Consider the following 26,481-nt stretch of genomic DNA (forward strand, 5'->3'; position numbering starts at 1 on the left):
GGCCAGCGCCAAGCGCGCGCGGAAGGTCACGCCGCAGAGAGCCGTGTTTCAGCCGCTCAGAGCAGCGTTCCCGGCGTCTCGGGTTCCAGCATCTCCACCGGCATCCAGGGATTGAGCCCGCTCAGCCGGTCGCCTGCCTCCGTGGCCTCCTCGGCGCGGCCGAGGGCGGAGAGCACCTGCACCCGCCGCGCGAGCGCCGCGACATGGTCCGGGGCCTGCGCCAGCGCGCGGTCGAGATCGGCGAGGGCGGCGTCGAGGTCGCCATCCTCCTGATGCAGCAGGGCGCGCTGGTGGTAGCCCTCGGCGAAGTCGGGGCAGTAGGCGATCAGCGCGTCGAGCGTTTCGCCGGCCGCCGCGGCATGGGCCTGGCGCAGCGAGATGCCCTTGTCGAGCAGCTTCTGCGCCTCGCGGTTGGGGGCGGTGGCGAAGATGCCGACCAGGTGGCGGGTCAGGTAGAGCCCGTCCGCGCGGCTGCGCGTTTCCTGCAGCTCGGCCAGGAGGTCGGCCTTGCGTTCGGCAAATTCCATCGGCGGCGGGCAGCTCGGCCCGGTTTCCGTCTGCGCAGCCCGCGCGCCCGGCGCGGCGGCAAGGAAGAGGAGGAGGGGGATGGTGAAATGTCGCATGGCCATAGTCGGCGACACTCCGCGGATTCTGTCAAGAAACCGTTACACGCAGGCAGATCAACTTTTCTCCCGGACCGGGGACCGGCTGAAAAAATCAGCCCCGTATTGACCGCGGCAGGGGCAGGGCGCAGGTATCGCCCATGTTCCCGATCCGCGACCATAACCCGCCGGGGCGGCTGCCCGTCGTCAACTACGCGCTGATCGCGGCGAATGTGGCGATCTTCCTGGCAACGCTGCCGCTTTTCGGCGATCCGCGGGCGCTGATGAGCTTCTATGCCGGCTATGCGGTGATCCCGGCGCGGATCCTGCAGGGCGACGGGGCCTACACGCTGCTGACCTCGATGTTCCTGCATGGCGGCTGGATGCACATCATCGGCAACATGCTGTTCCTGCATGTCTTCGGCGACAATCTCGAGGACCAGCTCGGCCATCTGGGCTATCTGGGCTTCTATCTCGCCTGCGGCGTGGCCGCCGGGCTGGCGCAGGTGGCGGCGGATCCCGGATCGACCCTGCCGCTGGTCGGCGCCTCGGGGGCGATCGCCGGGGTGATGGGCGGCTACCTGCTGCTGTTTCCCAAGGCGCGGATCGACATTCTCTTCATCATTATCGTCTTCATCCGGATCATCCCGGTCCCGGCCTGGTTCGTGCTGGGCTTCTGGTTCGTGCTGCAGCTCTTCAACGGGCTGGCGGCGACGGCCGGGACGGGCGGGGTGGCCTACTGGGCGCATGCCGGCGGGTTCGTCATCGGCGCGGTGCTGATGCTGCCGGTCTTCCTCGCCCGCGGCGGCCCGCGCTTCTGGGACCGCGCCGGAGGCCGCCCGCCGCATCCGCAGGCCAGCTACCGCATGGCGCGCACGGCGATCCCGGCGGTGCGTGCCCGGACGCGCAGCCTCACCCGCATTCCCGCAACGAAAGGACGTCCCCGGAAATGACCATGAAAGCAACCTGCCATTGCGGCGCCGTGGAGCTGGAGGTGGAGCTCTGCCAGACGCTGGAGAGCGCGCAGCGCTGCGATTGCAGCTTCTGCCGCAGGCGCGGGGCGGCGACCGTCTCGGCGCCGCTCGACGGATTGCGGGTGCTGAAAGGGCAGGAGGTGCTGACGCAATACAGCTGGGGGACCGGCACGGCGCAGCACTGGTTCTGCTCGGTCTGCGGGATATACACCCATCACCGCCGCCGGTCGGATCCGACGAAATACGGGATCAACCTGGGCACGCTGGAGGGGGTGAACCCCTCCGGGCTGGGCCTGCAGCCCTGGTCCGACGGGGTGAATCACCCCTCGGACCGGCTGCCCGACGCAGAGTAGCGGCGCGCGCCTCAGGCGCGCTCGCGGATCACCTTGGCGAAGGTGTCGAAGACCACGCCATTGCCGCAGACCACGCCGCCGCGGCCCATCAGGTCGGCGCCGGGCAGGATCGGCTCGGCGAAGCCGCCGGCTTCCTTGACCAGCAGGAGCCCCGCGGCCATGTCCCAAGGGTGCAGCCCGCGCTCCCAATAGCCGTCATAGCGCCCGGCCGCCACATAGGCGAGATCGAGCGAGGCAGCGCCCCAGCGGCGCACGCCCGCGACCTGCGGCATCAGCCGGGCGAGGTCCTGCAGCGCGGCGGGCAGGTAGGGCTGGGTGCCGAAGGGGATGCCGGTGGCGAAGACCGACTCGATCATCCGCGAGCGGTCCGAGACCCGCAGGCGCTGGCTGTTCATCCAGGCGCCGGCGCCCTTCTCGGCCATGTACATCTCGTCCTTGGCCGCGTCGAAGATCACGCCGGCGACGATCTCGCCCTTGTGCTCCAGCGCGATCGAGACGGCCCAGTGCGGCAGGCCGTGCAGGAAGTTGGTGGTGCCGTCGAGCGGGTCGACGATCCAGCGGCGGGTCGGGTCGGTGCCCTCGGTCTCGCCGGTCTCCTCGCCGAGCCAGCCGTAGTTCGGCCGCGCTTCCATGAGCTCCTCCTTGAGGATCTCCTCGGCGGCGATATCGGCCTTCGACACGAAGTCTCCCGCGCCCTTGGAAGAGACCTGGAGGTTCTCCACTTCGCGGAAGTCCTTGACAAGCGAGCGCCCGGCCCGGCGCGCAGCCTTGATCATGATATTGAGGTTGGCGCTGCCCTGCATCTCTCACGTCTCCTGGGAATCAGGCCAGCGACCTACACGCTCGGGCGCGAAGGGGCAAGGGCGCTCTCCCCGCAAGCGGCGGACGTGGCGCTCAGGCCGCCTTGCCGGGGTGGCGCAGGGCCAGCACCTCGTCGGCCAGGTCGTCGGCCAGCTGGCGCAGTGCCTGCGGGTCGGCCTCGCGCTGCAGGAAGACGGTCAGCCCCATGATCTTCGCCTGCAGGAGCCGCGCCAGCCGCTCGGGATCGGCACTGTCGGGCAGCTCGCCGCGGGCGCGGGCGAGGGCGAAGACCGCGGCGAAGCGCTCGGCCACCTCGCGCAGATAGGCGCGGGCCTCGGCCCCGGCCTCGCCGTCGATATCGGCGAGCTCCAGCGAGGTCTTGGCCAGCATGCAGGCAGGCGGGGCAGGGTCGTCGAGGCGGATCTCGACATGGAAGCGCAGCCAGTCCGCCAGCGCTTCGAGCGGCGATTCCGCGGCAGCGAGGCGGTCGTCGAAGACCTCCATCATCCGCCGGTAGTACCGCGCCAATGCCAGGCGGAAGAGTCCGTCCTTGCTCTTGAAGGCGGCGTAGATCGAGCCCGGGCGCATGTCGAGAGCGGCCTCGATGTCCTTCAGCGAGGTCGCATGGTAGCCTTGGCTCCAGAAGAGCTGCATGGCCCGGTCCAGGGCCAGATCCCGGTCATAGGGGGCGGCGCGCGTCATGTCGGCCTATTTAGTCCCGCGCTGCCGGGGCGGCAAGATTGAGCGATCACTCAATTGTGGTTTGAGCAATTGCTCAAAGGAACCCAGCTTGCGGGGACGCCGGAGTTCACCGGCGGCCATCCCGAAAGGATCCTCCCCCATGGCCGAATTCACCCGCCATACCCTCGAGACTGCACCCGAGGCCTCGAAGCCGCTTGTCGAGAATGCCATCGCCATGTTCGGCATGCTCCCGAACCTGACCGCCACCATGGCCGAGAGCCCGCAGCTGCTCGAGGTCTACCAGCTGGCGCATATCCGCTTCCAGGAGACCAGCTTCACCCCGGCCGAGCTGAACACCGTCTGGCTGGCGATCAATGTCGAGCATGCCTGCCATTACTGCGTGCCCGCCCATACCGGCATCGCCCACCGCATGGGGGTCGATCCGGAAGTCATCGAGGCGCTGCGGACCGAGGCGCCGCTGCCCGACGCGAAGCTGGAGGCACTGCGCGGCTTCACCCTCGCCATGGTCCGCGGCCGCGGCGTCGTCAGCGATGACGAGATGCAGGCCTTCTTCGCGGCGGGCTACACCCGCAAGCACGTGCTGGAGGTGATCCTCGGCATCGCGCAGAAGGTGATGAGCAACTACGTCAACCACGTCGCCCAGACGCCGGTCGACGCGCCCTTCGCCAAGTTCGCCTGGGACCGCCGCGCGCCCGAGCCGGCCTGATCCGCGGCGGGGCCGGCCCTCAGCCGACCGGGTCGGCCTCGCCCCTCAGCCGCGGCGCCACCGTGCGCGCCAGCCGCAGCACGTCGGCGACATAGGGCTTCTCCAGCTCGTCCGTGCGCACCGCCGCATAGAGCCGCCGGGTGATCCCGGCCCGGGTCAGCGGGCGGGTCACGTAGTCGGAATTGTAGCGCACCTCGCGCACCACCCAGTCGGGCAGCACCGCCACGCCGCGATTGGAGGCGACCAGCAGCAGGATCACCGCCGTCAGCTCCACCTGCCGCAGCGCCCGCGGCTCCACCCCGGCCGGGGTCAGGAGCTGCGAGAACACGTCGAGCCGCGAGCGCTCCACCGGATAGGTGATGAGCAGCTCGTCGCGGAAATCCGCCGCTTCCACCCAGGGCTTTGCCGCCAGCGGATGCGACGCGGAGGCGACGAAGACGGGATTGTAGTCGAAGAGCGGCTCGAAGCTGACCCCCGCCAGCGTCTCGGGATCGGAGGAGACGACCAGGTCGACCTCCTCCTTCTGCAGCGCGGGCAGGGCGCCGAAGCTCAGCCCGGGGCGGATGTCGACATCGACATCGGGCCAGGACTTGCGGAATTCCTCCAGCACCGGGAACAGCCATTCGAAGCAGGCGTGGCACTCGATGGCCATGTGCAGCCGCCCCGACTTGCCGGAGCGCAGCGAGCGGAAATCCTCTTCCGCGGCCGCCACCTCGGGCAGGATCTTCTCGGCCAGCCGCAGCAGGCGGTGCCCCGCCGCCGAGAGCTTCAGCGGCCGCGAGCGGCGCACGAACAGCTCCACCCCGGCCTGTTCCTCCAGCCCCTTGATCTGGTGCGACAGCGCCGATTGCGTGATGTTCAGCATGTCCGCCGCCCGGGCCAGGCCGCCCGCGTCATGGATCGCCTTGATGGTTTTCAGGTGCCGGAATTCCAGGTGCATGCGGGCCTACTTCAAATGCGGCTCATCTTGATCTTTAGTATTATGAATTTGCCTCACAGTGATGTCGAGGGCTATAAGCCGCGAAACCCCCAGAGGAGAAATGCCCATGTCCGCGCCCCGCGTGTCGTTCGAATTCTTCCCGCCCCGGTCGCTGGAGGCGTCGTTCCGGCTGTGGGACACGGTGCGGACCCTGGCCCCGCTGGCGCCGAGCTTCGTCTCGGTCACCTACGGGGCGGGCGGCACCACCCGCAAGCTGACCCACGAGGCGGTCACGACGATCGGGAAGAACTACGGCCTGAACGTCGCCGCGCATCTGACCTGCGTCGATGCGAGCCGCGAGGAAACCCTTGAAATCGCTGCCTCCTATGCCGAGGCCGGCGTGACCGAGCTGGTCGCGCTGCGCGGCGATCCCCCCAAGGGCGCCGACCATTTCACGCCGCATCCCGAGGGCTTCCGCGACAGCTGCGAGCTGATCGCCGCGCTGAAGGAGACCGGCAAGTTCACCCTGCGCGTCGGCGCCTATCCGGACCCCCATCCCGAGGCCAAGGGCGACACCATGGCCGATGTCCGCTGGCTGGCGAAGAAGTTCGAGGCCGGGGCCGATTCGGCGATCACCCAGTTCTTCTTCGAGGCCGACACCTTCTTCCGCTTCCGCGACCGCTGCCGCGAGGCGGGAATCACCGGCCGGATCATCCCGGGCATCCTGCCGATCGAGAACTGGGCGGGCGTGAAGAAATTCGCGCAGCGCTGCGGCACGCCGGTTCCGGCCTGGCTCGACGAGGCCTTCACCGCCGCCGGGGCGGAGGGCCGCGAGGAGGAGCTGTCGAAGGAGCTCTGCATCAAGCTCTGCCGCGAGCTGATGGCGGAGGGCGTCGAGGATCTGCATTTCTACACGCTCAACAAGCCGACGCTCAGCCGCGACATCTGCGCCGCGCTCGGCGTGCATCCCAAGGCGACGCTCGAAGACGTCGCCTGAGGGGCTGCGGCGCCTTTGCCGTCGCCAGGCGCCGCTTTCCCTGCTAGGCCGGGACGCATGAGCGAAAGAGCGTTGCGATACGGTACGGTGAGTGCCGAAGAGCGGGCCGGGATGACCGGCCTCGACTTTCTCCTGGCGGTGGTCGACGGCCGCCTGCCCGAAGCGCCGATCCGCGGACTGATCAACGGCCGCGTCTCCGCCGCCGAGAAGGGCCGCGTCGAACTTCTCGCCCGTCCGACCGAGGACCACCTGAACCCGTTCGGCCAGGTGCAGGGCGGCTGGTACGGCGTCGTTCTGGACACTGTGCTGGGCTTCGCCATCGTGTCCTGCCTGGGCGAGGGATTCTCGGCGCCGACGCTGGAATTCAAGGTCAATATCACCCGCGGCATCCCGCTGGGCATGCAGGTCCGCGCGACCGGGATCATCAGCCATGTCGGCCGCCGCACCGGGGTCTCGACCGCCGAGATCCGCGGCGTCGAGGACGGCAAGCTCTATGCCACCGGCTCGACCACCTGCATCAACCTGACCCCCTGATCGGGACCGCTGCGACGGCGGTCTTTACCCGGCATTAACCAAGAACCATTGTCCTAGCCGGCAGGGGCCGCTACAGAACCGGCACTGCGCGGGCGTGGTGGAATGGTAGACACAGGAGACTTAAAATCTCCAGGCGCAAGCCGTGCGGGTTCGAGTCCCGCCGCCCGTACCATGCCTTCCTGCGGCGCGTCCCCGAAAAGCGATCATTAACGGATCGGTGCCACAAGGGTCTGGCGGACAGGACTGGTCCGCCGGAGGAGTGGACAGGGCATGGAAGACCGGGAACAGGCGCCTGGGGCGCTGATCGGCGAAATCGATCTGCTGGCGGCAGGGCTGCGCAAGCTCCTGGTCGAGGAGTCGGTACAGCCGCTGGAACTGCCGCCCGAAGGCTCGGTCCTGCATCCGCTGGCGCTGCTGGTCGAGCAGCTGCGCGCCGCCCATGTCAAGCTCAGCCGCCAGAACGAGGTCCAGACTGTCGGCGAGGGCGAATTCGAGATCAAGCGGCGCAGCCAGATGCGCGAGATCTCGCAGAATTTCTCGGGCACGGTGGGCAAGGTCGTCACCGACCTGATCGCCCGCGGCGAGGAGGGCACGCGCGCCACCGAATCCGCCGTCGCCTCGGTCCGCGACATGGTCGAGAAGACCGAGGGCATCCGCACCGCGATCGAGGCGGTGATTGAACAGGCGGCCTCGTCGAGCGAAAGCGTGAAATTCGCGGCCAGCCGCGCCGATGCGGCGATCAAGATCACCGCCGACGTGCAGGCCGCCGCGCGCGAGATCGTCGAGATCGTCGAGCTGATCGATTCGATCTCCTTCCAGACCAACCTGCTGGCGCTCAATGCCAGCATCGAGGCAGCGCGCGCGGGCGATTTCGGCCGCGGCTTCTCGGTGGTGGCGCAGGAGGTCAAGACGCTGTCGAACCACACCTCCGAGGCGGCGCAGCGGATCAAGCAGACCGCCGAGGGCATGCAGGGCGCGGCCAACAGCATGACCGAGGCGGTGCGCGCCATCAAGGACGCCAATGAGAGCGTCTCCAGCACGACCTCCGACACGATCGAGGCGATCGACCGGCAGGTGGCGGCGACCAAGGACATCACCGAAGGCGCCGAGGCCTCCGGACGGCAGCTCGCCCAGGCGGAATCGCGGATCCGCGCCATCCAGGAAGAGGCCGGGCGGCTCAGCCGCAAGACCGAGGATTTCGCCCGCTACATCTCGGCCGAGCCCGGCATCACCGCCGACGCGGTGACCTTCGGCCAGTCGGCGCCATTCTCCGGCGCGGTGGCCTCGCTCGGCACGGGCACGCGCACCGGGATCGAGGTCGCCTTCGCCGAGGCCGCGGCCGCGGGCGGCATCCATGGCCGCATGCCGGTGCTGCGCGCGATCGACGACGGCTACGATCCCGACAAGGCGCTGGACAACGTCCGGTCCCTGGTGCGCAGCGGCGAGATCTTCGGCCTGGTCGGCGCCGTCGGCACCCCGACCTCGAAGCTCAGCGAGCGGATCGCCCGCGGCGGCCGGGTGCCCTTCGTCGGCCCGGTGACCGGCACCGGCTTCCTGCGCACGCGCGAGCGCAGCCATGTGGTCAATACCCGCGCCTCCTATGGCGACGAGGCGGATGCGCTGGTGCGCCATTTCGAGACTGCCGGCGGGCTCGATGACTGCGCGCTCTTCTTCCAGGCCGATGCCTACGGCCTGGCGGTCAGCGAGGCGCTGAAGAAGCCCCTGGCAGCCCGCGGCTGCGCGATCCGCCATCTCGCCCCCTATGACCGCACCACCGGCGACGTGTCCGAGGCGGTCCGCATCATCACCGCCGCGGCGCCGAAGCTGGTCTTCATGGCCGGCACGGCGGGCCCGACGGCGAAATTCGCCACCGCCCTGCGCGAGGCGGGGATCGAGGCGCATCTGGCGACGATCTCCTTTGTCGGCGCGGCGGAATTCGCCCGCCAGGCAGGGCAGGCCGGAGAGGGCGTGGTGGTCAGCCAGGTCGTGCCGAGCCCCTCGGACCGGGCCAGCCAGCTGGTGAAGCAGTGCAATGCCGCGCTGGAGCGGTTCGGCCGCGGCGCCAAGCCGGATTTCGCGGTGCTCGAAGGCTACCTGACCGGCCGCGTCCTCTGCGAGATGCTTGAGCGCGCGGGCACCGATCCGCGGCGCGAGACCTTCCTGCAGACGGTTTTCGCCCGCCGCACGGAGCTCGATATCGGCGGTTTCCGCCTGCGCTACGGCCCGGGCGAGAATACCGGCACGCAGGCGGTCTTCCTGACCGAACTCGGCCGCGGCGGCCTCTACGCACCGGTGGCGTCCGGACTGCGCCGCGCATCCTGACCGGTGCGGGCCGCAAATTTCCCGTGCACCGCCCGGGCGAGGCTGTCCGGAACGTCCTGTCCGGCGGCACGTCTTGATACGGATCGTGCAGGGGCTTGGCCTCGGCCGAGGCCGCGGTCCGTCAAAAGGCGCGGGCTTGTTCTGGGCGTGATGTCCCAGGTCGGCGCCCCGCGCCATGCAGAACCCGGCGATGTCCGGCGGAAGGCTGCGTTTCGCCGACGCCATCGGGCTTCTCGGTCGGGTAGGGTCGCCGAACTGGGTCATGTTGACAAAAGGCGCAGCCGGATTCGGACGGACGCGATGTCGAAAGAGCCGAGGAAACTCAGCGCGGTCTCGTCGCGACGCTAGGCCACCCAGCGGAACTGGCTTAGCCTGGAAAAGCAACGCTCGGCCATGTTGCGCCAGCGGTAGAAGTCCCTCTCGACGACGCGCATTCCTCGTGATTGCGCCGCATCGGGGTCGCCACAGGGATCCGGCATTCTTCCCGCTTTCCCCGTATCTTGCCGACATCCGAGCTCTTGTCGGCAAGCTAATATGCAGATCACGGCAAAACCTTCGTCATCATCAGGTCGACCCCTTCCACATCGGCTGTCTCCCCGCCGGTGATCTCGCGGCACATCGGCAGCCCGCACCGTTTGCCCGGAGGTGGACCTTGGTCGTGAAGCCGTCACGGGAACGGCCGAAACCTTCCTTTTCGGTCCCCCTTTAGCGCCCGCGGCCTATTGATGGGCGCGAGATGTCATTCGGTGCTGGGCTCGGACCAATGGTGCTTGCGCCTCATCGTCGATCATCTGGACCCGGGCGGGAGCGAGGTCGCTGTCGTTGAGAAGCGCCAGGATGCTCTCCCACAGCGCGGCCTGTGCCCAGTACCGGAACTGGCGGTAGACGGACCCTCACGTGCCGAATTCCTCTGGCAGATCTCGCTAGGGGGCTCCGGTTCCGGAAATCCAGAATATGCACCGAGAACAAGGCGATGACCAAATGGCTTGCCGACGTTCAGGGCACGGATCGCGTATGAAATACTCGAAGAACCGCCATTCCCGTCGAACATCCGCTGACGCGCCAAGATCACCTCCGCTGTGACGGTGATCTTGAATGACGGAAGTGCCCGGCTGTGGATCCCTTTTGCCAACATGGCCTGGCGGTCCGCCATCTGCTCGATCGCAGCGATCCGGGCTTTGTCTTCGGCTTTCTGCCCGGCCGCCGCGCGCGGGCCTTGGTCTCGAACCGATGTGGAGCAAGCCGTTGCTATACCTCGAAAGCGCCGGCATCCGCCGTCCCGATCCGGATGCGGACCGGGTTGCGCGACAGGTCGTGGCGGTTTGCATGCGCGTTGCGCGTTGCGCCGTCCTGGCGCTTGAAACCAGGGCCGTGGACGCGACGGCGTCTGCGCACGGGCATCCGTCCTTCGAACACCCGCGAGGGGGCAATTCGACCGGTCCCACAGGTTTCCCCTAGGAGCGCGTCCCGGTTTCCGGTCCGGTGCCGCGCAGCAGCTCGGCGAAGTCGCGGCGCGCGAAATCGACCAGGGCGCGGACCTTGCGCGGCAGGCTGCGGCCCTCCAGCCAGACGGCGCTGACCGGGATCGTGTCGCAGGAATAATCGCCGAGCAGCGGTTCGAGCTGTCCGGCCGCCAGCGCGTCATGCAGCACGAAATCCGGAAGGAAGGCGATGCCCTGGCCCGACATGGCGAGGTCGCGCACCACCCGCGCGCTATTGGCCATCATCCGTCCCGGGACGTGGATCACATGCTCGCCATCGGCGCCGCGGAACACCCAGCGGTCGGCCGCACGTCGGTTGGTGTCGATGATGCAGCGATGCGCCGGCAGATCGGCGGGACGGGCCGGGCGGCCATGGACCTCGAGATAGGCGGGCGCGGCGACAAGGCGGCTGCCGATCTGGCCCAGCCGGCGTACGGTCAGCGCGGCGACATCGGGCTGGCCGATGCGGAAGGCCAGGTCGATCCCGTCCGAGGCCAGGTCGACATGGGCGTCGTCGAGCCTGAGATCGACCACCAGATCGGGATGCTCGGTGCAGAACCGGCCGAGCAGGTCGCGCACGAAAATCTCGCCGAAAGTCACCGGCGCCGAGACCCGGATCACGCCGGAAAAGCCGCGCGTGTCCTCGGTGACATCGCCGATCATCGCGTCGAGCTCGTCGAGAAGCGCCGGCGCCCGGGCCAGCAGCCGCTCGCCCGCCGGGGTGATGCCGACCTTGCGGGTGGTCCGCTGCAGCAGGCGCACGCCCAGCCGGGTCTCCAGCTCGCCGACATATTTCGAGCTCAGCCGGTTCGACATGCCCAGCCGCTCGGCCGCGGCGGTGAAGGAACCGCTCTGCGCGGTGGCCACGAAGGCGCGCAGCCCGTCGATCAGATCCATGTCCAGCCTCTATTGGGAACAAATCATAGATAGATATACGCCATAATCGCGATTTCATTCAGGCGCCGCAAGGTCCATTTAGCTCTCGACGCAATCACGCATCGCCGCCCCCGGGGCGGCCCCGCAAGGAGACAGACCATGTCCACTGCTTCTGCACCGCTGGAGATCGGCCGGGTGTCCCTGACTGTCCATGACCTGGACCGCACCGGCAATTTCTACGAGACCGTCCTCGGCCTGGCGCCGATGGGCCGCGACGGCGAAAGCGCGCGCTATGGCGCGGGCGGCCGCACGCTGGTCGAGCTGCGCCGCGACAGGGCGGCCCGCAAATCCTCGCGCCGCGAGGCCGGGCTCTTCCACACCGCCTTCCTGCTGCCCGAGCGCGCCGATCTCGGCGCCTGGCTGCGCTTTGCCGCGGAGAACCGCATCGGGCTGCACGGCGTCTCGGACCACCTGGTCAGCGAGGCGCTCTATCTGGCCGACCCCGAGGGCAACGGCATCGAGATCTATGTCGACCGCCCGCGCGCCGCGTGGGAGGTGAAGGGCGGGCTGGTGCGGATGAGCACCGATCCGCTCGACCTGGAGAGCCTTTCCGCCGCCGCCATCGCCCCCTGGGCGGGCGCGCCCGAGGGCACGGTGGTCGGCCATGTCCACCTGCAGGCCGGCGCGCTGCCGCAGGCGCAGGAGTTCATCTCCGGCGAACTCGGCTTCGACGTGACCAGCAAGTATCCCGGCGCGCTGTTCTTCGGCTCGGGCGGGTACCATCATCATCTGGCCGGGAATATCTGGAACAGCCGCAACGCGCCGGTGCGCCAGTTCCCCGCCACCGGCCTGGCCGCGGTCGAGATCCTCGACGGCACCGGCCGCGCCGCAGCCACGCTCCGCGATCCGTGGGGCACGGAATTCGACATCACCCCGAAGGAGGCCTGAACGATGCTCGTCGACGGAAAATGGACCAAGGACTGGCACCCGGTGCAGAAGGCCGACGGCAAGGGCCGCTTCGTGCGGCAGGTGTCGTCCTTCCGCAACTGGATCACCCCGGACGGCTCGGCCGGGCCGTCCGGGACGGGCGGCTTCAAGGCGGAGGCCGGGCGCTACCGGCTCTATGTCGCGCTGATCTGCCCCTGGGCCTCGCGCACGCTGATCGCCCGCAAGCTCAAGGGGCTCGACAGCCTGATCCCGGTGACGGTGGTCAATCCGACGCTCGGGGACGAGGGCTGGGCCTTCGGCGGCTATGACGGCGCGGACGAGGACCCGCTTTTCGGGGCGCATCACCTGCACCAGCTCTATACCCGCGCCGATCCGCACTATACCGGGCGGGCGACGGTGCCGGTGCTGTGGGACACCAGGACGGACACGATGGTCAGCAACGAGAGCGCCGATATCGTCCGGATGTTCGACACGGCCTTCGAGGGGATCGTGCCCTCCTCGGTGCGGCTCTATCCGGAGGATCTGGGGCCGGAGATCGACGCGCTGAACGCGCAGGTCTACGACACGCTGAACAACGGCGTCTACAAGGCCGGCTTCGCCTCCTCGCAGGAGGCCTATGACGAGGCGGTGGCCGGCGTCTTCGAGACGCTCGACACGCTGGAAGAGCGGCTGGGGGAGGGCGACTGGCTATTCGGCGCGCGCTTCACCGAGGCCGATATCCGGCTTTTCGTGACGCTGATCCGCTTCGACGCGGCCTATCACGGGCTCTTCAAGACCAACCGCCGCCGCATCGCCGACTATCCGCGGCTGAAGGCCTATACCGCCCGCGTGCTGGCGCTTCCGGGCGTGCGCGAGACGGTCAACATGGACCACATCACCCGCGGCTACTACTCGATCAAGGCGCTGAACCCCTCGGGCATCCGCCCGGTCGGCCCCGCCGATATCGAGGCGCTGCTGGCCTGATCGGGGCCCGGTCTGCGACATTCTGGCACTTCGGCCCTTGCAAAACCGGGCCGGAGCGGCTAGCGGAGCCTGTCCCGGGCGCGGTCCGGGAACAAGTCTCCGCGACCTTGCCAAAACGGATCACAGATCATGTCACGCCTTCTGCCCGGCATCCTTGCCATGGCGGCCATCGTCGTCGCCTCGAACATCCTGGTGCAGCACCTCTTCGGCCAATGGCTGACCTGGGGCGCCTTCACCTATCCCTTCGCCTTCCTGGTCACCGACCTGACCAACCGCCTCCACGGGCCGCGCGACGCGCGCCGCATCGTCTGGGCGGGTTTCGCGGTCGGGATCCTCTGCTCGCTGGTGGGCAGCCAGATCGTCGGCGAATTCGGCCCGCTCGTCACCTTCCGCGTGGCGCTGGGGTCGGGGCTGGCCTTCCTGGCCGCGCAGCTGATGGATGTCGCCGTCTTCGACCGGATGCGCGCAGGCGCCTGGTGGCGCGCGCCGCTGGCCTCGACGCTGATCGGCTCCTCGCTCGACACCGCGATCTTCTTCTCGGTCGCCTTCTCCTCGGGCCTGTCCTTCCTCGAGCCGGGCAATGACACCGCCTGGGCGAACGAGGTGATTCCCCTGCTCGGCGCCGGTCCGGAGGTCCCGTTGTGGATTTCCCTTGCCGCAGCGGACTGGATGGTGAAACTTTCGCTGGCACTCGTCGCGCTGATTCCGTTCCGCGCTTTGACTGCTCGTTATGCAGATCACGCCTGAGTGACCCCCAGAACGCGCTTTTTAATTTGTGATTAACTCCTTCCATGGCAGCCTGATCTCAGGATGAAACAAATGAAAGGAGGTGATCCAGTGTCGAGAGAGAACCTGGAGAATGAGGTCGGAACAGCTGCGGAGGGCCGCACCTAGGGGCAATCCCCGAAAGGTCGCGGACCGCAGTTGACCGTCAGGTCTTAACCGGCCTGCCTCCAAACTCTCGGAAGGGTCGCCTATTGAGGCGGCCCTTTCTTCGTTTGCGCCCGCCGGATCCGGCCGGCCTGCGGGATGCGCTGCAGCCCGGCCGCGGCGGGGCAGGGCGCGCCCCGCGGCGCGGGATGTTTCAGAATGCCCGCCCGGGCCGACGCAGCCGTGACCGACCGGGAGGATGGTCGGGCTTGCCCCTGCCGCCTCCGCCCGCGACCATGGCCGCGAGCGGGAGGCCGGCAGGGGACCGGACCGGAGGAGGGCAGCATGACCGATCAGGGGACCGCCGCAGCGGCGGCAGGCGAGGCCGGGCGCTGGCGCATGCTGGCGCTGATCTGCACGGGCGTCGTGGGGGTGATGACCACATGGTTCTCGGCCACCGCGATCCTGCCCGAACTCGTCGCCGCCTGGGCGCTCGGCCCGGGCGAGGCGGCCTGGCTGACCAATGCGGTGCAGGGCGGTTTCGTCGCCGGGGCGCTCGCCTCCTCGCTGGTGAACCTGCCGGACATCATGCGGATGCAGCGGCTGATGACCATCGCCGCGCTGCTGGCGGCGGCGGCCAACCTGTCGCTCCTGGTGGCGCCGACGCCGACGCTGGCGATCCTGGCGCGGGCGGCGACCGGCGTGGCGCTGGCCGGGGTCTACCCCCCCGCGGTCAAGCTGATGGCGACCTGGTTCCGCACCGGGCGGGGGCTGGCGCTCGGCATGCTGATCGGCGCGCTGACCTTCGGCTCGTCGATGCCGCACCTGATCCGCAGCCTGACCGACGGCATCGCCTGGCAGGCGGTGGTGATCGCCACCTCGGCCCTGACGCTGGGCAGCGCCGCGATCTTCGCGCTGCTCGTCCACGAGGGCCCCCATGCCTTCGGCCGCGCCAGCTTCGATCCGCACCAGGCGCTGCGCGTGCTGCGCGACCGGCCGGTCTTCCTCGCCAATCTGGGCTATTTCGGCCATATGTGGGAGCTCTACGCGATGTGGGCCTGGATCCTCGCCTTCGGCACCGCGGCGGCAGAGACCGGGCTGAGCCCGTTCCCGGCGGGGACGCCCTCGCTTCTGGCCTTCATCGTCGTCGCCTCGGGCGTGGCCGGCTGCCTGATCGGCGGCTGGCTCTCGGACCGGATCGGCCGCTGCCTGACGACGGCGGGGATGATGATCGTCTCGGGGACCTGCGCGGTGCTGATCGGCTTCGCCTTCGACGGGCCGGGCTGGCTGTTGCTGGCCATCGCGGTGATCTGGGGGATGAGCGTGATCGGCGACAGCGCGCAGTTCTCGGCCGCGGTGACCGAGCTGGCCGATGCGCGGCTGGTGGGCACGGCGCTGACGCTGCAGATGGGGATCGGCTTCGGCCTGACGATCTTCGCGATCTGGATCGTGCCGCTGATGGCCGAAGCGCTCGGCGGCTGGCAATGGGCCTTCCTGATCCTGCTGCCCGGCCCCGTCACCGGGGCCTGGGCGATGCTGCGCCTGCGCCGCCTGCCCGAGGCGGCGCGGCTCGCGCATGGCGCGCGGTGATCACCAGGCGTTGTAGGCGAGGTACTTGCCCGACATCTCCACCTTGACGCGGTCGCCCTTGGGATGCGGCACGCGGGTGACCGACATGTCGAAATCGATCGCCGACATGATGCCGTCGCCGAATTCCTCGTGGATCAGCGCCTTGAGCGTGGGCCCGTAGACGCCGACGATCTCGTAGAAGCGGTAGATGCAGGGATCGGTCGGCACCGTCTGCTGCCAGATCTTGGTCGGGCTCTCGGTCAGCGCCTCCGCCGCGCCCTCGGGCAGCTCCAGGAGCGCGGCGATCGCCTCGGCCTTCTCCGGCGGGAAGGCGTTCATCCCCATGCAGGCGGAATGGGTCCAGACCGGGTTCATGCCGATCTTCTCGGCGATCTCCTCCCATTTCAGCCCGGCCTTCTTCTTGGCCACGAGGATGGCGGCGGTGGCATCTTCCTTGGTGAAGAGGCCGTTGGTTGCCAGGTCTTTCATGGTCTTCCTCCTTCGGGATCAGCCGCCACGGGTGACGGCAAGGACAAGGCAGGCCAGGGCGAGCATCGCCGAGACGGCCTGCCAGAAACGGACCGGGTTGCGCTCGATCAGCGGCTTGGCGTGCTTCGCGCGCCAGCCCGGTGCCGGGCGCGCCAGGTCGGCGGTGAATTCGCCGAGCGCATCGTAGCGGCGCAGCGGGTCGGGATGGCAGGCGCGCGCCAGCGCCGCGTCCATCCAGTCGGGCACGCTGCTTTCGTCGTCGCGCGCCGGGCGGTAGGCCAGCCGCCGCTGGTCGGTGCGCGAGCGCACCCGCGCCACCTGGGCGCCATAGGGCAGCCGGCCGGTCAGCATCTCGTAGAGGATCACCGCCAGCGCGAACTGGTCGGAGCGCCAGCTGACCGCGTCGCCGGAAAGGTATTCGGGCGCGGTGTACTGGAAGGTGCCGGGCATCTCGCCCAGAAGCCCCGGCGCCGCCTCCTCGACGCCCGCGACGGTGACGGAGCCCAGGTCGATGATCTTCGCGGTGCCGTCCGGGTCGATCATGACATTCTCGGGGCGCAGATCCTGGTGGATCATCTGGCGGCGGTGCAGCGCGCGCAGCCCCAGGGCGATCTGCCCGGCGATGCCTCTGGCCTCGGCCAGGCCGGGGCGGGGATTGTCGGTCATCCACTGGCGCAGCGTGGTGCCCTCGACCAGCTCGGTGACGACATAGAGGGCGCTGCGAAGCCCCGGCACGGGGGCGGCGCGGACCACATGCGGCGAGGAGACCCGGCGGGCGATCCATTCCTCCATCACGAAGCGGCCGAGCAGCACCGGGTCGGCGGCCAGCTCGCGCGAGGGGATCTTCAGCGCGACCCGCGTCCCGTCCGGCGCCTCGGCCAGGAAGACATGGCTGCGCGCGCTGGCATGGATCTGGCGGATGATGCGGTAGCCGTCCAGCTTCGTGCCCGGGGCGGGCAGCGCGGGCACCGGCAGGTCGGCCAACTCGGGCACAAGCGCGGCGGGGGCCTCGGGCAGGCGGTCGATGCGCACCACCTGCACGGTGGCATTGTCGGTGCCCCCGGCGGCCAGCGCGGCGCGCAGGATCTGCTCGGCGGCGGGCTGGGGGTCGAGGAAGGCGGCCAGCCGGGCGATCTCGCGCGGCTTCAGCGCCTCGTGCACGCCGTCGGAGGTCAGCACGAAGATGTCGCCCGGGGCGATGGCCAGGCGGCAGTGGTCGATCTCCACCGTCTCCGCGGCGCCGAGCGCGCGGGACAGCTGCCGGGTCTCGGCCTCCGGGGCATGGTGGTCGCGGGTCAGCGGCTCCAGGCTCAGCCCGGCGACCCGGGCGATGCGGCAGTCGCCGACATGCAGCACATGCGCCTCGCGCCCCTTCAGGATCAGCGCCGAGAGCGTGGCGACATGGCCGTGGTCGATATCGGCCAGGCCGCGGTTGCGGCTCCACAGCCAGGAATTGGTCGCCGCGATCACCTTCCGCGCGGAATGCTCGGCGGTCCAGGCATCGGGCGTGGCGAAATAGTCGGTCATCATCGCGCCGACTGCGGTCTCGGCGGCTTCGCGGCCATGGCGGCTGCTGCCGATCCCGTCGGCAATGGCGACGGCGATGCCCTTCAGCGCCAGGACGGTCCCGCCGGGGACGAGGGCGCCGTGGAAATCCTGGTTCTCCGGCTTCGGCCCCGCTGCCGAGCATTGTCCGATGGTAACGGCCAGGGGCGAGCTGTGGCGGATGTCCTGCAGCATTCGGGGTCTCCGGAAACGGATGCGGGCCCCGCCGGAGGCGGGACCCTGCGCTCTGCTCGATTATTCGGCCGCGACCTGGTAGTCGGCATTGGCCTGCGCAGCGGCGTTCCGCTTGGGGCTTTCCTTGAAGTGGGTGGCGTAGATCATGCCGCCGACAAAGGTCAGTCCGCCCACCAGGTTGCCGAGGACAACGGGGATCTCGTTGTACATCAGGTAGTCTCCCCAGGTGAACTGGCCGCCCAGCATGATGCCCGAGGGGAACAGGAACATGTTCACGATGGAGTGCTCGAAGCCCAGGTAGAAGAAGACGAGGATCGGCATCCACATCGCCATGATCTTGCCCGAGACCGAGTTCGACATCATCGCCGCGACGACGCCGGTGGAGACCATCCAGTTGCACATCACGGCGCGGATGAAGACGGTCAGCAGGCCCGCGGAGCCGGCCGCGGCATAGCCCAGGGTGCGCGCTTCGCCGATCTTGCCGATCTTCTGGCCGACGGCATTGGGTTCGGTCGAGAAGCCCATGGTGAAGATGATCGCCATGAAGAGCGCGACGGTCATCGCGCCGCCGAAATTGCCCAGGGCGACGAGGCCCCAGTTGCGCAGGACGCCGCCCCAGGTGCAGCCCGGGCGCTTGGCGATGACCGCGAGCGGCGCCAGGGTGAAGACGCCGGTCAGGAGGTCGAAGCCCAGCAGGTAGAGCATGCAGAAGCCGACCGGGAAGAGCAGCGAGGCAACCAGGAAGTTGCCGGTATTGACCGCGATGGTCACCGCGAAGGCGGCGGCGAGCGCCAGGATGGCGCCGGCCATGTAGGCGCGGATCAGGGTGTCCTTGGTGGACATGAAGATCTTGGATTCGCCGGCATCGACCATCTTGGCCGCGAATTCCTTCGGAGCGATATACGACATATGCGTAGTCCTTCGTTGAAATAGGGGCCTGGGGTCAGGCGCCGTTGGCAAGGGAAAGGTAGATGTCCCGCCCGTCGAGACGGATGGGGAAGGTTTGCGTGGCGCCCTCGTCGGCGCCCTGGGCGGCGCCGGTTTCAAGCGAGATCACCCAGTTGTGGAGCGGGCAGGTGACGCAGCCGTCATGCACGATCCCCTGGGAAAGCGGCCCGTTCTTGTGCGGGCAGCGGTCTTCGATTGCGAAGATGCGGTCATCCCCGGTGCGGAACACGGCGATGGTCATCTCGCCGTTCTTCACGCAGCGCGCGCCCTGGCGCGGGATGTCGTCGATCGTGCCGATCAGGCGCCAGTCGAACGCGGTTCCAAGGTCCTTCATTCGGCTGCCTCCAGCTTGAGATCTGCCATCGGGGTGAATTCATGGGCCTCTGCGCCCGCGACGCGCTCGGCCCAGGGGTCGATCTGCGCGAATTGCTGCGAGAAGGCGAAGCGCTCGGCATAGGCCTTGCGGGCCTCGAGGTCGTCGAAGACCGTCTCGCGGATATGGTCGTAGCCGATGCGGTCGGCCCATTTGTAGATCCGCTCCAGGTAGTAGCCGGTCTCGCGGTAGTACTGGGTCAGCGCGCCCACCACCTCGATCACCTCTTCCTCGGTCTTCACCGATCCCAGTTCGGTCGTGCCCTGGATATGCAGGCCGGCCGCGCCGCCATAGACGATCTGGTAGCCGCTATCGACGCAGATCACGCCGATATCCTTGCAGGTCGCCTCGGCGCAGTTCCTCGGGCAGCCGGTGACGGCAAGCTTCAGCTTCGCGGGCGACCAGGCGCCCCAGAGATACTGCTCCAGCTTGATGCCCAAGCCCGTGGAGTCCTGCGTGCCGAAGCGGCACCACTCCTTGCCGACGCAGGTCTTCACCGTGCGCAGCCCCTTGGCATAGGCGGCGCCCGAGATCATGCCGGCGTCGTTCAGGTCCTTCCAGACCGGGATCAGGTCCTCTTTCTTCACGCCCAAGAGGTCGATGCGCTGGCCGCCGGTGACCTTCACCGAGGGGATCTCGTAACGGTCGACGATATCGGCGATGGCGCGCAGCTCGGACGCGGTGGTCATGCCGCCGAACATCCGCGGCACGACCGAATAGGTGCCGTCCTTCTGGATGTTCGCGTGCACCCGCTCGTTGATGAAGCGGCTCTGCTGGTCGTCGCGGTACTCGCCCGGCCAGTCGGCAACGAGGTAGTAGTTCAGCGCGGGGCGGCACTTGGCGCAGCCCTCGGGCGTCTTCCACTCCAGCTCCTGCATGACGGCGGGGATCGATTTCAGCGCCTTCGCCCTGATCAGGCGGCGGACCTCGCCATGGCCGAGCTCCGTGCAGCCGCACATGCCCTCGGCCTTTTTCTCGAAGCCGTCGCCGAGGGTCAGCGCGATGACCGATTCCACCAGCCCCGTGCAGGTGCCGCAGGAGGCCGAGGCCTTGGTATGGGCGCGCACCTCGCCGAGGCTGGTCAGGCCCTTCTCGGTGATCGCGTTGACGATGGTGCCCTTGCAGATGCCGTTGCAGCCGCAGATCTCGGCGTCGTCGGACAGGTTGGCGACCGCCGCCAGCGGATCTGCCGCCGCGCCGCCGCCCTGATAGGCCTGGCCGAAGATCAGCGTGTCGCGGATCGCCTCGACGCAGTCGCCGGATTTCAGCAGTTCGTTGTACCACATGCCGTCGGCGACATCGCCGTAGAGCACGGCGCCGATGACGCGGTTCTCCTTCAGGATCACGCGCTTGTAGGTGCCGTTGGCGGCGTTGCGCAGGACGACATCCTCGCGGTCCGCGCCCTCGGAGAAATCGCCGACCGAATAGAGGTTGATGCCGGTGACCTTCAGCTTGGTCGGGGTCTCGGCATGGGCGAAGGCGGCGGCGCAGTCATTGGCGGCGGCCAGGTGCTCGGCGGCGACATTGGCCATGGTGTAGAGCGGGGCGACGAGCCCGTAGACCCGGCCCTCCACTTCGACGCATTCGCCGACCGAGAAGATGTCCGGATCGCTGCTGCGCATGTCGGGCGTGCAGACGATGCCGCGGCCGACCTCCAGCCCCGCGTCCTTCGCCAGCTGCACGTTCGGGCGGATGCCGACGGCCATGACAACCAGCGAGGCGTCGATCACGGTGCCGTCTTCCAGCTCCAGCCCCTCGACCTTGTCGGTGCCCAGGATCGCCTTGGTGCTGGCGCCGCAGCGGACTTCGATGCCGCGGGATTCCAGCTCCTTCTGAAGCAGGTAGCCCGCCGCCGGATCCAGCTGGCGCTCCATCAGGGTCGGCATCAGGTGGATGACGGTGACCTCCATTCCGCGCGCCTTCAGGCCCGCGGCGGCTTCGAGGCCGAGGAGGCCGCCGCCGATGACGATGGCGCGGCCGCCCTTGGCGGAGGCGGCCAGCATGCCCTCGACATCGTCGAGATCGCGATAGGCCAGCACGCCCGGGAGCTGGTGGCCGGGGACGGGGATGATGAACGGGGTGGAGCCGGTGGCGACCACCAGCTTGTCATAGCCGACGGTGATGCCGCCTTCCGACGTCACGGTCTTCGCCTCGCGGTCGATCTGCGCGACCTTCTGGCCGCGATGCAGGGTGACGCCGTGCTGCGCGTACCAGTCATCGCCATGGATGATGATGTCTTCGTAGCTCTTCTCGCCCGAGAGCACCGGCGACAGCATGATGCGGTCGTAGTTCACGCGCGGCTCGGCGTTGAAGATGGTGACGTCATAGGCGTCCGGCGCGATCCGGAACAGGGTCTCCAGCATGCGGCCCGGGGCCATGCCGTTCCCGACGATAACGAGGGATTGCTTGGTCATTGTTGCTCGCTTCCGTGTTCAGCTGGCGAGACGCATCGGCGTCCTGCGTTAACTCTGACGGGAAAGCGAGACAGGCAGCGGCCATGCGCGCGCGTTCCCAGAAACTGTCCGGAGAAATCCGGTAGTCGTGAGTCCGCAGCGCCGTTGCTGCAAATTGCCGGTGAAGGCAGTCTGTTCGGAGAAGGCCGCGCCCTTGCGGCCAGTGCGGAGGGCGTCCCTCCGTCACCTTCCTGTTACCAATCCGTGCCAGGTGATTCCAGAGAAAATGGCGAAAACATGCCTTGATTGGCATGATTTTTCCGCGCCGCGGAGAACTGCACTTGGGCTGGGCGCGATTTGCATGATTTGGCGATTTTGTGACCAGTTTTGGAACGCCGGATCCGGCGGCAGGCCTGGGCGCGGGCATGAAAAAGCCCCGGGCGCGGGGCGCTCCGGGGCTGGGCCGGCCGTTTGCGGGCGGACGGCGAATCGTCAGGCGCAGGCGGCGCGCTTCGGGGCGGGCGCGCCCGCATGCGCCGCGGCCGCTTCGGCGAGGCTGACCTCGTCCAGCGTGCGGTAGAAGGCCTGGCGCGCCTCGGTGAAGGTGCGGGCGAGGCCGCAGCCGCTATCGGGCGGGCAGCCGCCGCAATCGACCAGGCTGCCCTCTCCCTCCATGTGCCGCACCACCTGGCCCAGCCGGATCTCCGAGGCGGGCAGGGCCAGGCGGACGCCGCCGGCGCGGCCCCGTTCGGTCCGCAGGAAGCCGCCCTCCGCCAGGCGCTGCGCCACCTTCATCAGGTTGTTTCGCGACAGCCCGTAGGCCTCGGCCATTTCCGGGATCGGCACGGTCCGGTCCTGGTGCATGCCGAGGAACAGGCAGATCCGGACGGCGTAGTCGGTGAACTTGGTCAGGCGCATGGCAGATCTCCGCGGCGGGGCAGGTCAGGCGGCACAGGCGCCGGCGCGGCCGGCGGCGAGGCTCTTGGGGTGGCGCAGGAAGAGGATCGCGGGGCTGGCGATCGCCTCGCGGCGGATGGTCTCCTCCAGCGTGCCGAGCGTGGCGGCGGCATGGCGCTCGCGCAGGGTGCTGGCAGCCGAGACGATGTCGACCGGGCAGTCCGCCGGGGCGCCCGCGGCGATCAGCTCGGCCTGGATGCGCCCGGCCTTCTCGACGCCCATGTAGACCGCCATCGACGTGCCGGGACGGGCGAGCTGCGTGCGTTCCGGCGCGGCATCGCCGGGGCGGCAGACGCCGGTGGTCACGACGAAGCTGTCGGTCTCGCCGCGCTCGGTCAGCGGCTGCAGGAGCGCCGCGGCCGCGGCGGAGGCGGCGGTGATGCCCGGCACGATCTCCACCTCGATCCCGGCGGCGCGGGCGGCCTCGATCTCCTCGCGGGCGCGGCCGAAGATCGAGGGATCGCCGGATTTCAGCCGCACGACGCGGCGGCCCTTGCGCGCCTCGGCGACGATCACGCGGTCGATCATCTCCTGCGGCCAGGCGTGGCGGCCGACCTCCTTGCCGACATAGACGCGTTCGGCGTCGCGGCGGGCCAGCTCCAGCACCTCGGGCTCGACCAGGCGGTCGTAGAAGATGACATCGGCCTCTTCGAGGCGGCGCATCGCGCGCAGCGTCAGCAGGTCGCGCGCGCCCGGACCGGCGCCGACCAGCGAGATATGGCCCTTGGCCTCGGGGCGCTCGCCGGTTTCCAGCGCGGCCTTCAGCATGTCGGCGGCGGCGCTTTCGCGCCCGGCTTCATGCGCCTGGAAGGGCGCGCCCCAGAAGGCCCATTGCCAGAAGCCGCGGCGCTCCTCCTGCGGGATGCGGGCGGCGACGGCGCCGCGCAGCCGCCCGGCCAGCGCGGCAAAGCCCCCGAGCCGCGGCGAGAGCATGCGCTCCACCTCCGAGCGGATCGCCCGGCCCAGCACCGGCGCGGTGCCCTCGGTGCCGATCGCCACCACCACCGGGTCGCGGTCGACGATCGAGGGGGTGAAGGCGTCGCACATGTCGGGGCGGTCGATCACGTTGACCACGGCTCCGGCACGGCGCGCCTCGGCCTTCAGCCGCGCATCCTCGGCCTCGCAGCCGGTGGCGAGAAAGGCCAGGACGGCGCCGTCGAACGTGTCGGCGCGCAGCTCGGGATGGTGCAGCGCCCGGCCTGCGGCGATTGCCGCGGCCAGCTCGGGATCGGGATCGCGGCCGAGGATCACCAGTTCGGCCTCGGTCTTCATCACCAGCCGCGCCTTGCGCGCCGCCTCTGCACCGGTGCCGCAGATCACGACGCGGCGTCCGTCCATGCGCAGGAACATCGGGAAGTTCTTCATGTCGCATCCTTGAAAAACGAAAAAAGCCGCCGACTGCTGCGGTTTCGCAGCATGTCAGGCAGCTTTGCCATGGAGCCCGGTCATTCGGGGGGGGATTCGCGACGCCGTTGCCGCGAAGAGAAATATCCCCGGAGAGCCGCCCTGCATCAAGAAAAACCATCAGGCGCCTGCAGGATTTGCCGTCCGGCCGGGGGCGGAAACATCAACTGCCCGATTTTCGGGCAGGAATCCGGGGCTCGGCGTAGAACTGCGCGAAGGTCCCCATGTCGCGGGCCGGGGCGCCGACATCGCGTTGAACCCCTCAGTCGAACCATGTTTGATGGCCGTCGCGAAGGCTGCTTCGCCTTCATTATCTGATTGCGTGACGAAAGAAGAATGAGTGCATCCCGACTGATCCGCTGGGTCGAGAAAAGATTGTTCGACCGGCGGGCAGAGAGCGTTGTCTCCGCGCTGCCGGGCTCCCTGGGCCGGGACGACAACAACATCTTCTCCCTGCATGAGCTCGAAGGCTACGCCGATATCGACGTCGTCAGCTTCGATTTCTTCGATACGCTGTTCTTCCGCGAGCACCTGTGCATGGAGCAGGTCTTCGCCAAGACGGCGCAGCTCGGCGCTTCGCTGGTCGACGCGCCGCGCGACGAGGTGTTCCGCGCGCTGGTGGCCGCCCGCGGCTACGGCTCCTTCCAGCTCAAGCGGCAGATGCAGGCCCGCGGCGACGGCGACGAGCCGGCGCTTTCGGCGATCTTCGAGCGGGCGCTGGTGCCCTTCCTCGACGATCCGGAAGAGCGGGCGCGCATCGCCGCGCGGCTCGTCGAGCTGGAGACCGGCATCGAGCTGCGCAACCTGGTGCCGAACCGCGAGGCCGCGGCCGTGCTGCGCAACCTCAAGCTGCTCGGCCGCAAGGTGATCGTGGTCTCGGACATGTACCTGCCGGCCGCCTCCCTGGCCCGGGTGCTGGAGGCCAGCGGGCTCGCGGAGCATGTCGACGATCTGGTCGTCTCCTCGGAATACGGCATCACCAAGAATTCCGGCGAGCTCTTCGAAGTGGTGGCCAAGCGCTGCGGCGTGCCGCGCAAGCGGGTGCTGCATGTCGGCGACAACTGGATCAACGACTGCATCCGCCCGCGCGAGCGCGGCTTCCGCTCGGTGCACTACTACAACCACGACCAGGAGAATGTCGTCCGCCTGGCCCAGGGCATGCACGGCCTGCCGCGCCCGGGCACGGTGCGCAAGGACGAGCTGCGCCGCGATTTCGACCTGGCGGCGCGCAAGCCGCTGGCCTCGCTCGACGCGGTGGTGGGGCAGGTCATCGCGCCGGCCGCCGCGCTCTTCGTGCATGACGTGCTGCAGCGCGCGCTCAGGAAGCGCAGCTCGCATGTCTTCTTCCTGACCCGCGACGGCACGATCTTCCGCGAGATCGCCGAGGCGATGGTCGCCGCCGCGCCCGAGCTCTATCCGCTCGAGGCGAAGTTCTGCACGCTGGCCACCAGCCGCGCGACCGGGGCGCTCCTGGGCTTCTCGCCCGAGGATTCCGACTATCTCTACATCACCACCGAGTATCTCTCGGAGGTGACGTTCAGCTTCGCCAGGTTCCGCCGCATCTTCGGCATCACCGACGAGGAGTTCCACGCGCTGCCCGAGGCGACGCGCAGCCATATCGACTGGCTGGGCGACGGGATGGGGATCGACGGGTTCCGCGATCTCTACTGGGACTATGACGACTTCCGCCGCCTGGTGCAGTCGGCCGCGCATCGCAAGACCGCGCTGACGATGGACTATCTCGAGCAGGAGGGGCTGTTCGAGGCGCGCAACCCGCTTCTGGTCGATATCGGCTATTCCGGCACCTGGGGGAAGCAGATCTCGCCCGCGCTGGAGAAGCGCGAGCGGCTGGGAGACCCGGTGCCCGCCGAGATCGGCTTCGAGTTCTTCGCCACCAACCGCTTCTACGTGGGCAATGTCCAGCGGATGCATCCGGCGATCACCATGGGGCCGGGGCGCATCCTCGACCACCGCCGCACCGACCTGGCGCTGACCTGCCTGAACTATGCCTGGCTGGAGCCGTTCTTCCTCGACCCGACGCTGGGCAAGCTCGACGGCTTCGTCCGCGAGGGCGGGCGCATCCGCGCCGAATTCCGCGACCCGGCCTTCTCGATGGCCGAGAAGGCGCGGATCGAGGGGCTGCGCCACGCGCTGGTGGGCCGCTGCGCGCAATTCGCCGCCGACCTGATGCGCAAGGAGGGCACGGTCGAGGAGCTGCGCCGCCTGGTGCAGGACCGGCTGGTCGATCTGGTGGCCTTCCCGAAGCGGTCCGAAGTGGCCGCGGTCAACAGCCTCGCGCATGAGCGCGGCATGGAGACGGTGAAGGCGCAGGAGATCGCGCCGCATTTCTATCCCAACAACTTCCGGGCGAAGATCGACTATCTGATGATGAACGACCACTGGGTCCAGGGAAGCCTGTCGCGCAGCGGCATGGGGCTCGCGAACCGGGCGCTGGCCTGGTACTTCGCGCGCACCCGGGCGGATTTCGAGGACTGGAAACCATGAGCGCACCGCGTCGCATCCTGCATTACAACTGGGCGCAGTTCGACGATCCCGAATT

Annotated in this window: 23 protein-coding genes, 1 tRNA gene and 1 pseudogene; 12 read left to right on the forward strand and 13 right to left on the reverse strand. The window is 68.7% G+C overall.

Translation table 11 applies throughout. The annotated features are described in order from the left end of the window. Nucleotides 1-56 precede the first annotated feature (56 nt). Nucleotides 57-623 (reverse strand): tetratricopeptide repeat protein, encoded by a 567-nt coding sequence (locus FGX59_RS27025; RefSeq protein WP_171060850.1) that lies wholly within the window; start codon nucleotides 621-623, stop codon nucleotides 57-59. Nucleotides 624-763: 140 nt separating this feature from the next. Between FGX59_RS27025 and FGX59_RS27030 the strand changes: the two genes are divergently transcribed. Continuing rightward, nucleotides 764-1,555, forward strand: coding sequence for a rhomboid family intramembrane serine protease (locus FGX59_RS27030; protein WP_138470240.1), 792 nt, complete (start codon nucleotides 764-766; stop codon nucleotides 1,553-1,555). 2 nt (nucleotides 1,556-1,557) lie between these two features. Further along, nucleotides 1,558-1,929 (forward strand): GFA family protein, encoded by a 372-nt coding sequence (locus FGX59_RS27035; protein WP_138470241.1) that lies wholly within the window; start codon nucleotides 1,558-1,560, stop codon nucleotides 1,927-1,929. Between the two features lie 11 nt (nucleotides 1,930-1,940). On the opposite strand, the gene FGX59_RS27040 is transcribed toward FGX59_RS27035, so the two are convergent. Together FGX59_RS27040 and FGX59_RS27045 are read right to left on the reverse strand one after the other, a co-directional pair. Continuing rightward, entirely contained in the window at nucleotides 1,941-2,732 is a 792-nt protein-coding gene (locus FGX59_RS27040) for an inositol monophosphatase family protein (RefSeq protein ID WP_138470242.1), read from the reverse strand. A gap of 91 nt (nucleotides 2,733-2,823) precedes the next feature. Continuing rightward, nucleotides 2,824-3,432: a TetR/AcrR family transcriptional regulator gene (locus FGX59_RS27045; RefSeq protein WP_138470243.1), complete on the reverse strand. Its 609-nt coding sequence runs from the start codon at nucleotides 3,430-3,432 to the stop codon at nucleotides 2,824-2,826. Nucleotides 3,433-3,571: 139 nt separating this feature from the next. On the opposite strand from FGX59_RS27045, the gene FGX59_RS27050 reads away from it, so the two are divergent. Beyond that, nucleotides 3,572-4,138 (forward strand): carboxymuconolactone decarboxylase family protein, encoded by a 567-nt coding sequence (locus FGX59_RS27050; protein WP_138470244.1) that lies wholly within the window; start codon nucleotides 3,572-3,574, stop codon nucleotides 4,136-4,138. A 19-nt stretch (nucleotides 4,139-4,157) separates the two neighbouring features. Here FGX59_RS27050 and FGX59_RS27055 read toward each other — a convergent pair whose 3' ends face one another. Further along, nucleotides 4,158-5,078: a LysR family transcriptional regulator gene (locus FGX59_RS27055; RefSeq protein WP_138470245.1), complete on the reverse strand. Its 921-nt coding sequence runs from the start codon at nucleotides 5,076-5,078 to the stop codon at nucleotides 4,158-4,160. Nucleotides 5,079-5,184: 106 nt separating this feature from the next. Between FGX59_RS27055 and metF the strand changes: the two genes are divergently transcribed. The 4 genes from metF to FGX59_RS27075 all read left to right on the forward strand — a co-directional run bounded on the left by metF (nucleotide 5,185) and on the right by FGX59_RS27075 (nucleotide 8,910). Then, on the forward strand, nucleotides 5,185-6,054 hold the full coding sequence (gene metF / locus FGX59_RS27060; protein ID WP_138470246.1) for a methylenetetrahydrofolate reductase [NAD(P)H]: 870 nt from the start codon (nucleotides 5,185-5,187) through the stop codon (nucleotides 6,052-6,054). Between the two features lie 111 nt (nucleotides 6,055-6,165). After that, nucleotides 6,166-6,588, forward strand: coding sequence for a PaaI family thioesterase (locus FGX59_RS27065; RefSeq protein WP_240722744.1), 423 nt, complete (start codon nucleotides 6,166-6,168; stop codon nucleotides 6,586-6,588). Between the two features lie 88 nt (nucleotides 6,589-6,676). Further along, nucleotides 6,677-6,760: transfer RNA gene (locus FGX59_RS27070), tRNA-Leu, on the forward strand. Nucleotides 6,761-6,858: 98 nt separating this feature from the next. Further along, on the forward strand, nucleotides 6,859-8,910 hold the full coding sequence (locus FGX59_RS27075; protein WP_138470248.1) for an ABC transporter substrate-binding protein: 2,052 nt from the start codon (nucleotides 6,859-6,861) through the stop codon (nucleotides 8,908-8,910). A gap of 260 nt (nucleotides 8,911-9,170) precedes the next feature. On the opposite strand, the pseudogene FGX59_RS27080 reads toward FGX59_RS27075, so the two are convergent. Continuing rightward, nucleotides 9,171-10,007 (reverse strand): annotated as a pseudogene (locus tag FGX59_RS27080) (IS5 family transposase). 357 nt (nucleotides 10,008-10,364) lie between these two features. Beyond that, nucleotides 10,365-11,288 carry a LysR family transcriptional regulator gene (locus FGX59_RS27085; RefSeq protein WP_138470249.1) on the reverse strand — a complete coding sequence of 308 codons (924 nt, stop codon included), beginning with the start codon at nucleotides 11,286-11,288 and terminating at the stop codon, nucleotides 10,365-10,367. 138 nt (nucleotides 11,289-11,426) lie between these two features. Between FGX59_RS27085 and FGX59_RS27090 the strand changes: the two genes are divergently transcribed. From FGX59_RS27090 to FGX59_RS27105, 4 genes are all read left to right on the forward strand, one after another. Beyond that, entirely contained in the window at nucleotides 11,427-12,215 is a 789-nt protein-coding gene (locus FGX59_RS27090; protein ID WP_138470250.1) for a VOC family protein, read from the forward strand. A 3-nt stretch (nucleotides 12,216-12,218) separates the two neighbouring features. Continuing rightward, on the forward strand, nucleotides 12,219-13,178 hold the full coding sequence (locus tag FGX59_RS27095) for a glutathione S-transferase family protein (RefSeq protein ID WP_138470251.1): 960 nt from the start codon (nucleotides 12,219-12,221) through the stop codon (nucleotides 13,176-13,178). Between the two features lie 129 nt (nucleotides 13,179-13,307). Continuing rightward, complete coding sequence (locus FGX59_RS27100; RefSeq protein WP_138470252.1) at nucleotides 13,308-13,925, forward strand: queuosine precursor transporter; 618 nt, start codon at nucleotides 13,308-13,310, stop codon at nucleotides 13,923-13,925. A 468-nt stretch (nucleotides 13,926-14,393) separates the two neighbouring features. Continuing rightward, nucleotides 14,394-15,638, forward strand: a complete 1,245-nt coding sequence (locus FGX59_RS27105; RefSeq protein WP_138470253.1) for an MFS transporter — start codon at nucleotides 14,394-14,396, stop codon at nucleotides 15,636-15,638. Here FGX59_RS27105 and cynS read toward each other — a convergent pair whose 3' ends face one another. The 7 genes from cynS to cysG all read right to left on the reverse strand — a co-directional run bounded on the left by cynS (nucleotide 15,639) and on the right by cysG (nucleotide 23,882). Continuing rightward, entirely contained in the window at nucleotides 15,639-16,106 is a 468-nt protein-coding gene (cynS, locus tag FGX59_RS27110) for a cyanase (RefSeq protein WP_138470254.1), read from the reverse strand. A gap of 18 nt (nucleotides 16,107-16,124) precedes the next feature. Further along, nucleotides 16,125-17,846 carry a bifunctional protein-serine/threonine kinase/phosphatase gene (locus FGX59_RS27115; protein ID WP_138470255.1) on the reverse strand — a complete coding sequence of 574 codons (1,722 nt, stop codon included), beginning with the start codon at nucleotides 17,844-17,846 and terminating at the stop codon, nucleotides 16,125-16,127. A 60-nt stretch (nucleotides 17,847-17,906) separates the two neighbouring features. Further along, the gene (locus FGX59_RS27120) at nucleotides 17,907-18,755 is read right to left on the reverse strand and encodes a formate/nitrite transporter family protein (protein ID WP_138470256.1); all 849 of its coding nucleotides are present in this window, start codon (nucleotides 18,753-18,755) and stop codon (nucleotides 17,907-17,909) included. A gap of 34 nt (nucleotides 18,756-18,789) precedes the next feature. Then, nucleotides 18,790-19,128: a nitrite reductase small subunit NirD gene (gene nirD, locus FGX59_RS27125; RefSeq protein ID WP_138470257.1), complete on the reverse strand. Its 339-nt coding sequence runs from the start codon at nucleotides 19,126-19,128 to the stop codon at nucleotides 18,790-18,792. Further along, nucleotides 19,125-21,581, reverse strand: coding sequence for a nitrite reductase large subunit NirB (gene nirB / locus FGX59_RS27130; RefSeq protein WP_138470258.1), 2,457 nt, complete (start codon nucleotides 21,579-21,581; stop codon nucleotides 19,125-19,127). Before nirB ends, nirD begins: the two co-directional genes overlap by 4 nt. A 471-nt stretch (nucleotides 21,582-22,052) precedes the next feature. Further along, entirely contained in the window at nucleotides 22,053-22,478 is a 426-nt protein-coding gene (locus FGX59_RS27135) for an Rrf2 family transcriptional regulator (RefSeq protein ID WP_138470259.1), read from the reverse strand. Nucleotides 22,479-22,502: 24 nt separating this feature from the next. Then, on the reverse strand, nucleotides 22,503-23,882 hold the full coding sequence (gene cysG, locus FGX59_RS27140; RefSeq protein ID WP_138470260.1) for a siroheme synthase CysG: 1,380 nt from the start codon (nucleotides 23,880-23,882) through the stop codon (nucleotides 22,503-22,505). A gap of 375 nt (nucleotides 23,883-24,257) precedes the next feature. Here cysG and FGX59_RS27145 point away from each other — a divergent pair, with 375 nt between their 5' ends. Next, a complete protein-coding gene (locus FGX59_RS27145; protein WP_138470261.1) occupies nucleotides 24,258-26,426 on the forward strand; it encodes an HAD-IA family hydrolase in 2,169 nt (722 codons plus the stop codon). Nucleotides 26,427-26,481 lie beyond the last annotated feature (55 nt).

The organism is Poseidonocella sp. HB161398 (assembly GCF_005870025.1).
Taxonomy (GTDB): Bacteria; Pseudomonadota; Alphaproteobacteria; order Rhodobacterales; family Rhodobacteraceae; genus Mangrovicoccus.

What these genes read in the sequence shown, in the direction of transcription:
- FGX59_RS27025 (WP_171060850.1), bottom strand. Translation starts at nt 623, where the DNA reads ATGCGACATTTCACCATCCCCCTCCTCCTCTTCCTTGCCGCCGCGCCG.
- FGX59_RS27030 (WP_138470240.1), top strand. Translation starts at nt 764, where the DNA reads ATGTTCCCGATCCGCGACCATAACCCGCCGGGGCGGCTGCCCGTCGTC.
- FGX59_RS27035 (WP_138470241.1), top strand. Translation starts at nt 1,558, where the DNA reads ATGAAAGCAACCTGCCATTGCGGCGCCGTGGAGCTGGAGGTGGAGCTC.
- FGX59_RS27040 (WP_138470242.1), bottom strand. Translation starts at nt 2,732, where the DNA reads ATGCAGGGCAGCGCCAACCTCAATATCATGATCAAGGCTGCGCGCCGG.
- FGX59_RS27045 (WP_138470243.1), bottom strand. Translation starts at nt 3,432, where the DNA reads ATGACGCGCGCCGCCCCCTATGACCGGGATCTGGCCCTGGACCGGGCC.
- FGX59_RS27050 (WP_138470244.1), top strand. Translation starts at nt 3,572, where the DNA reads ATGGCCGAATTCACCCGCCATACCCTCGAGACTGCACCCGAGGCCTCG.
- FGX59_RS27055 (WP_138470245.1), bottom strand. Translation starts at nt 5,078, where the DNA reads ATGCACCTGGAATTCCGGCACCTGAAAACCATCAAGGCGATCCATGAC.
- metF (WP_138470246.1), top strand. Translation starts at nt 5,185, where the DNA reads ATGTCCGCGCCCCGCGTGTCGTTCGAATTCTTCCCGCCCCGGTCGCTG.
- FGX59_RS27065 (WP_240722744.1), top strand. Translation starts at nt 6,166, where the DNA reads ATGACCGGCCTCGACTTTCTCCTGGCGGTGGTCGACGGCCGCCTGCCC.
- FGX59_RS27075 (WP_138470248.1), top strand. Translation starts at nt 6,859, where the DNA reads ATGGAAGACCGGGAACAGGCGCCTGGGGCGCTGATCGGCGAAATCGAT.
- FGX59_RS27085 (WP_138470249.1), bottom strand. Translation starts at nt 11,288, where the DNA reads ATGGATCTGATCGACGGGCTGCGCGCCTTCGTGGCCACCGCGCAGAGC.
- FGX59_RS27090 (WP_138470250.1), top strand. Translation starts at nt 11,427, where the DNA reads ATGTCCACTGCTTCTGCACCGCTGGAGATCGGCCGGGTGTCCCTGACT.
- FGX59_RS27095 (WP_138470251.1), top strand. Translation starts at nt 12,219, where the DNA reads ATGCTCGTCGACGGAAAATGGACCAAGGACTGGCACCCGGTGCAGAAG.
- FGX59_RS27100 (WP_138470252.1), top strand. Translation starts at nt 13,308, where the DNA reads ATGTCACGCCTTCTGCCCGGCATCCTTGCCATGGCGGCCATCGTCGTC.
- FGX59_RS27105 (WP_138470253.1), top strand. Translation starts at nt 14,394, where the DNA reads ATGACCGATCAGGGGACCGCCGCAGCGGCGGCAGGCGAGGCCGGGCGC.
- cynS (WP_138470254.1), bottom strand. Translation starts at nt 16,106, where the DNA reads ATGAAAGACCTGGCAACCAACGGCCTCTTCACCAAGGAAGATGCCACC.
- FGX59_RS27115 (WP_138470255.1), bottom strand. Translation starts at nt 17,846, where the DNA reads ATGCTGCAGGACATCCGCCACAGCTCGCCCCTGGCCGTTACCATCGGA.
- FGX59_RS27120 (WP_138470256.1), bottom strand. Translation starts at nt 18,755, where the DNA reads ATGTCGTATATCGCTCCGAAGGAATTCGCGGCCAAGATGGTCGATGCC.
- nirD (WP_138470257.1), bottom strand. Translation starts at nt 19,128, where the DNA reads ATGAAGGACCTTGGAACCGCGTTCGACTGGCGCCTGATCGGCACGATC.
- nirB (WP_138470258.1), bottom strand. Translation starts at nt 21,581, where the DNA reads ATGACCAAGCAATCCCTCGTTATCGTCGGGAACGGCATGGCCCCGGGC.
- FGX59_RS27135 (WP_138470259.1), bottom strand. Translation starts at nt 22,478, where the DNA reads ATGCGCCTGACCAAGTTCACCGACTACGCCGTCCGGATCTGCCTGTTC.
- cysG (WP_138470260.1), bottom strand. Translation starts at nt 23,882, where the DNA reads ATGAAGAACTTCCCGATGTTCCTGCGCATGGACGGACGCCGCGTCGTG.
- FGX59_RS27145 (WP_138470261.1), top strand. Translation starts at nt 24,258, where the DNA reads ATGAGTGCATCCCGACTGATCCGCTGGGTCGAGAAAAGATTGTTCGAC.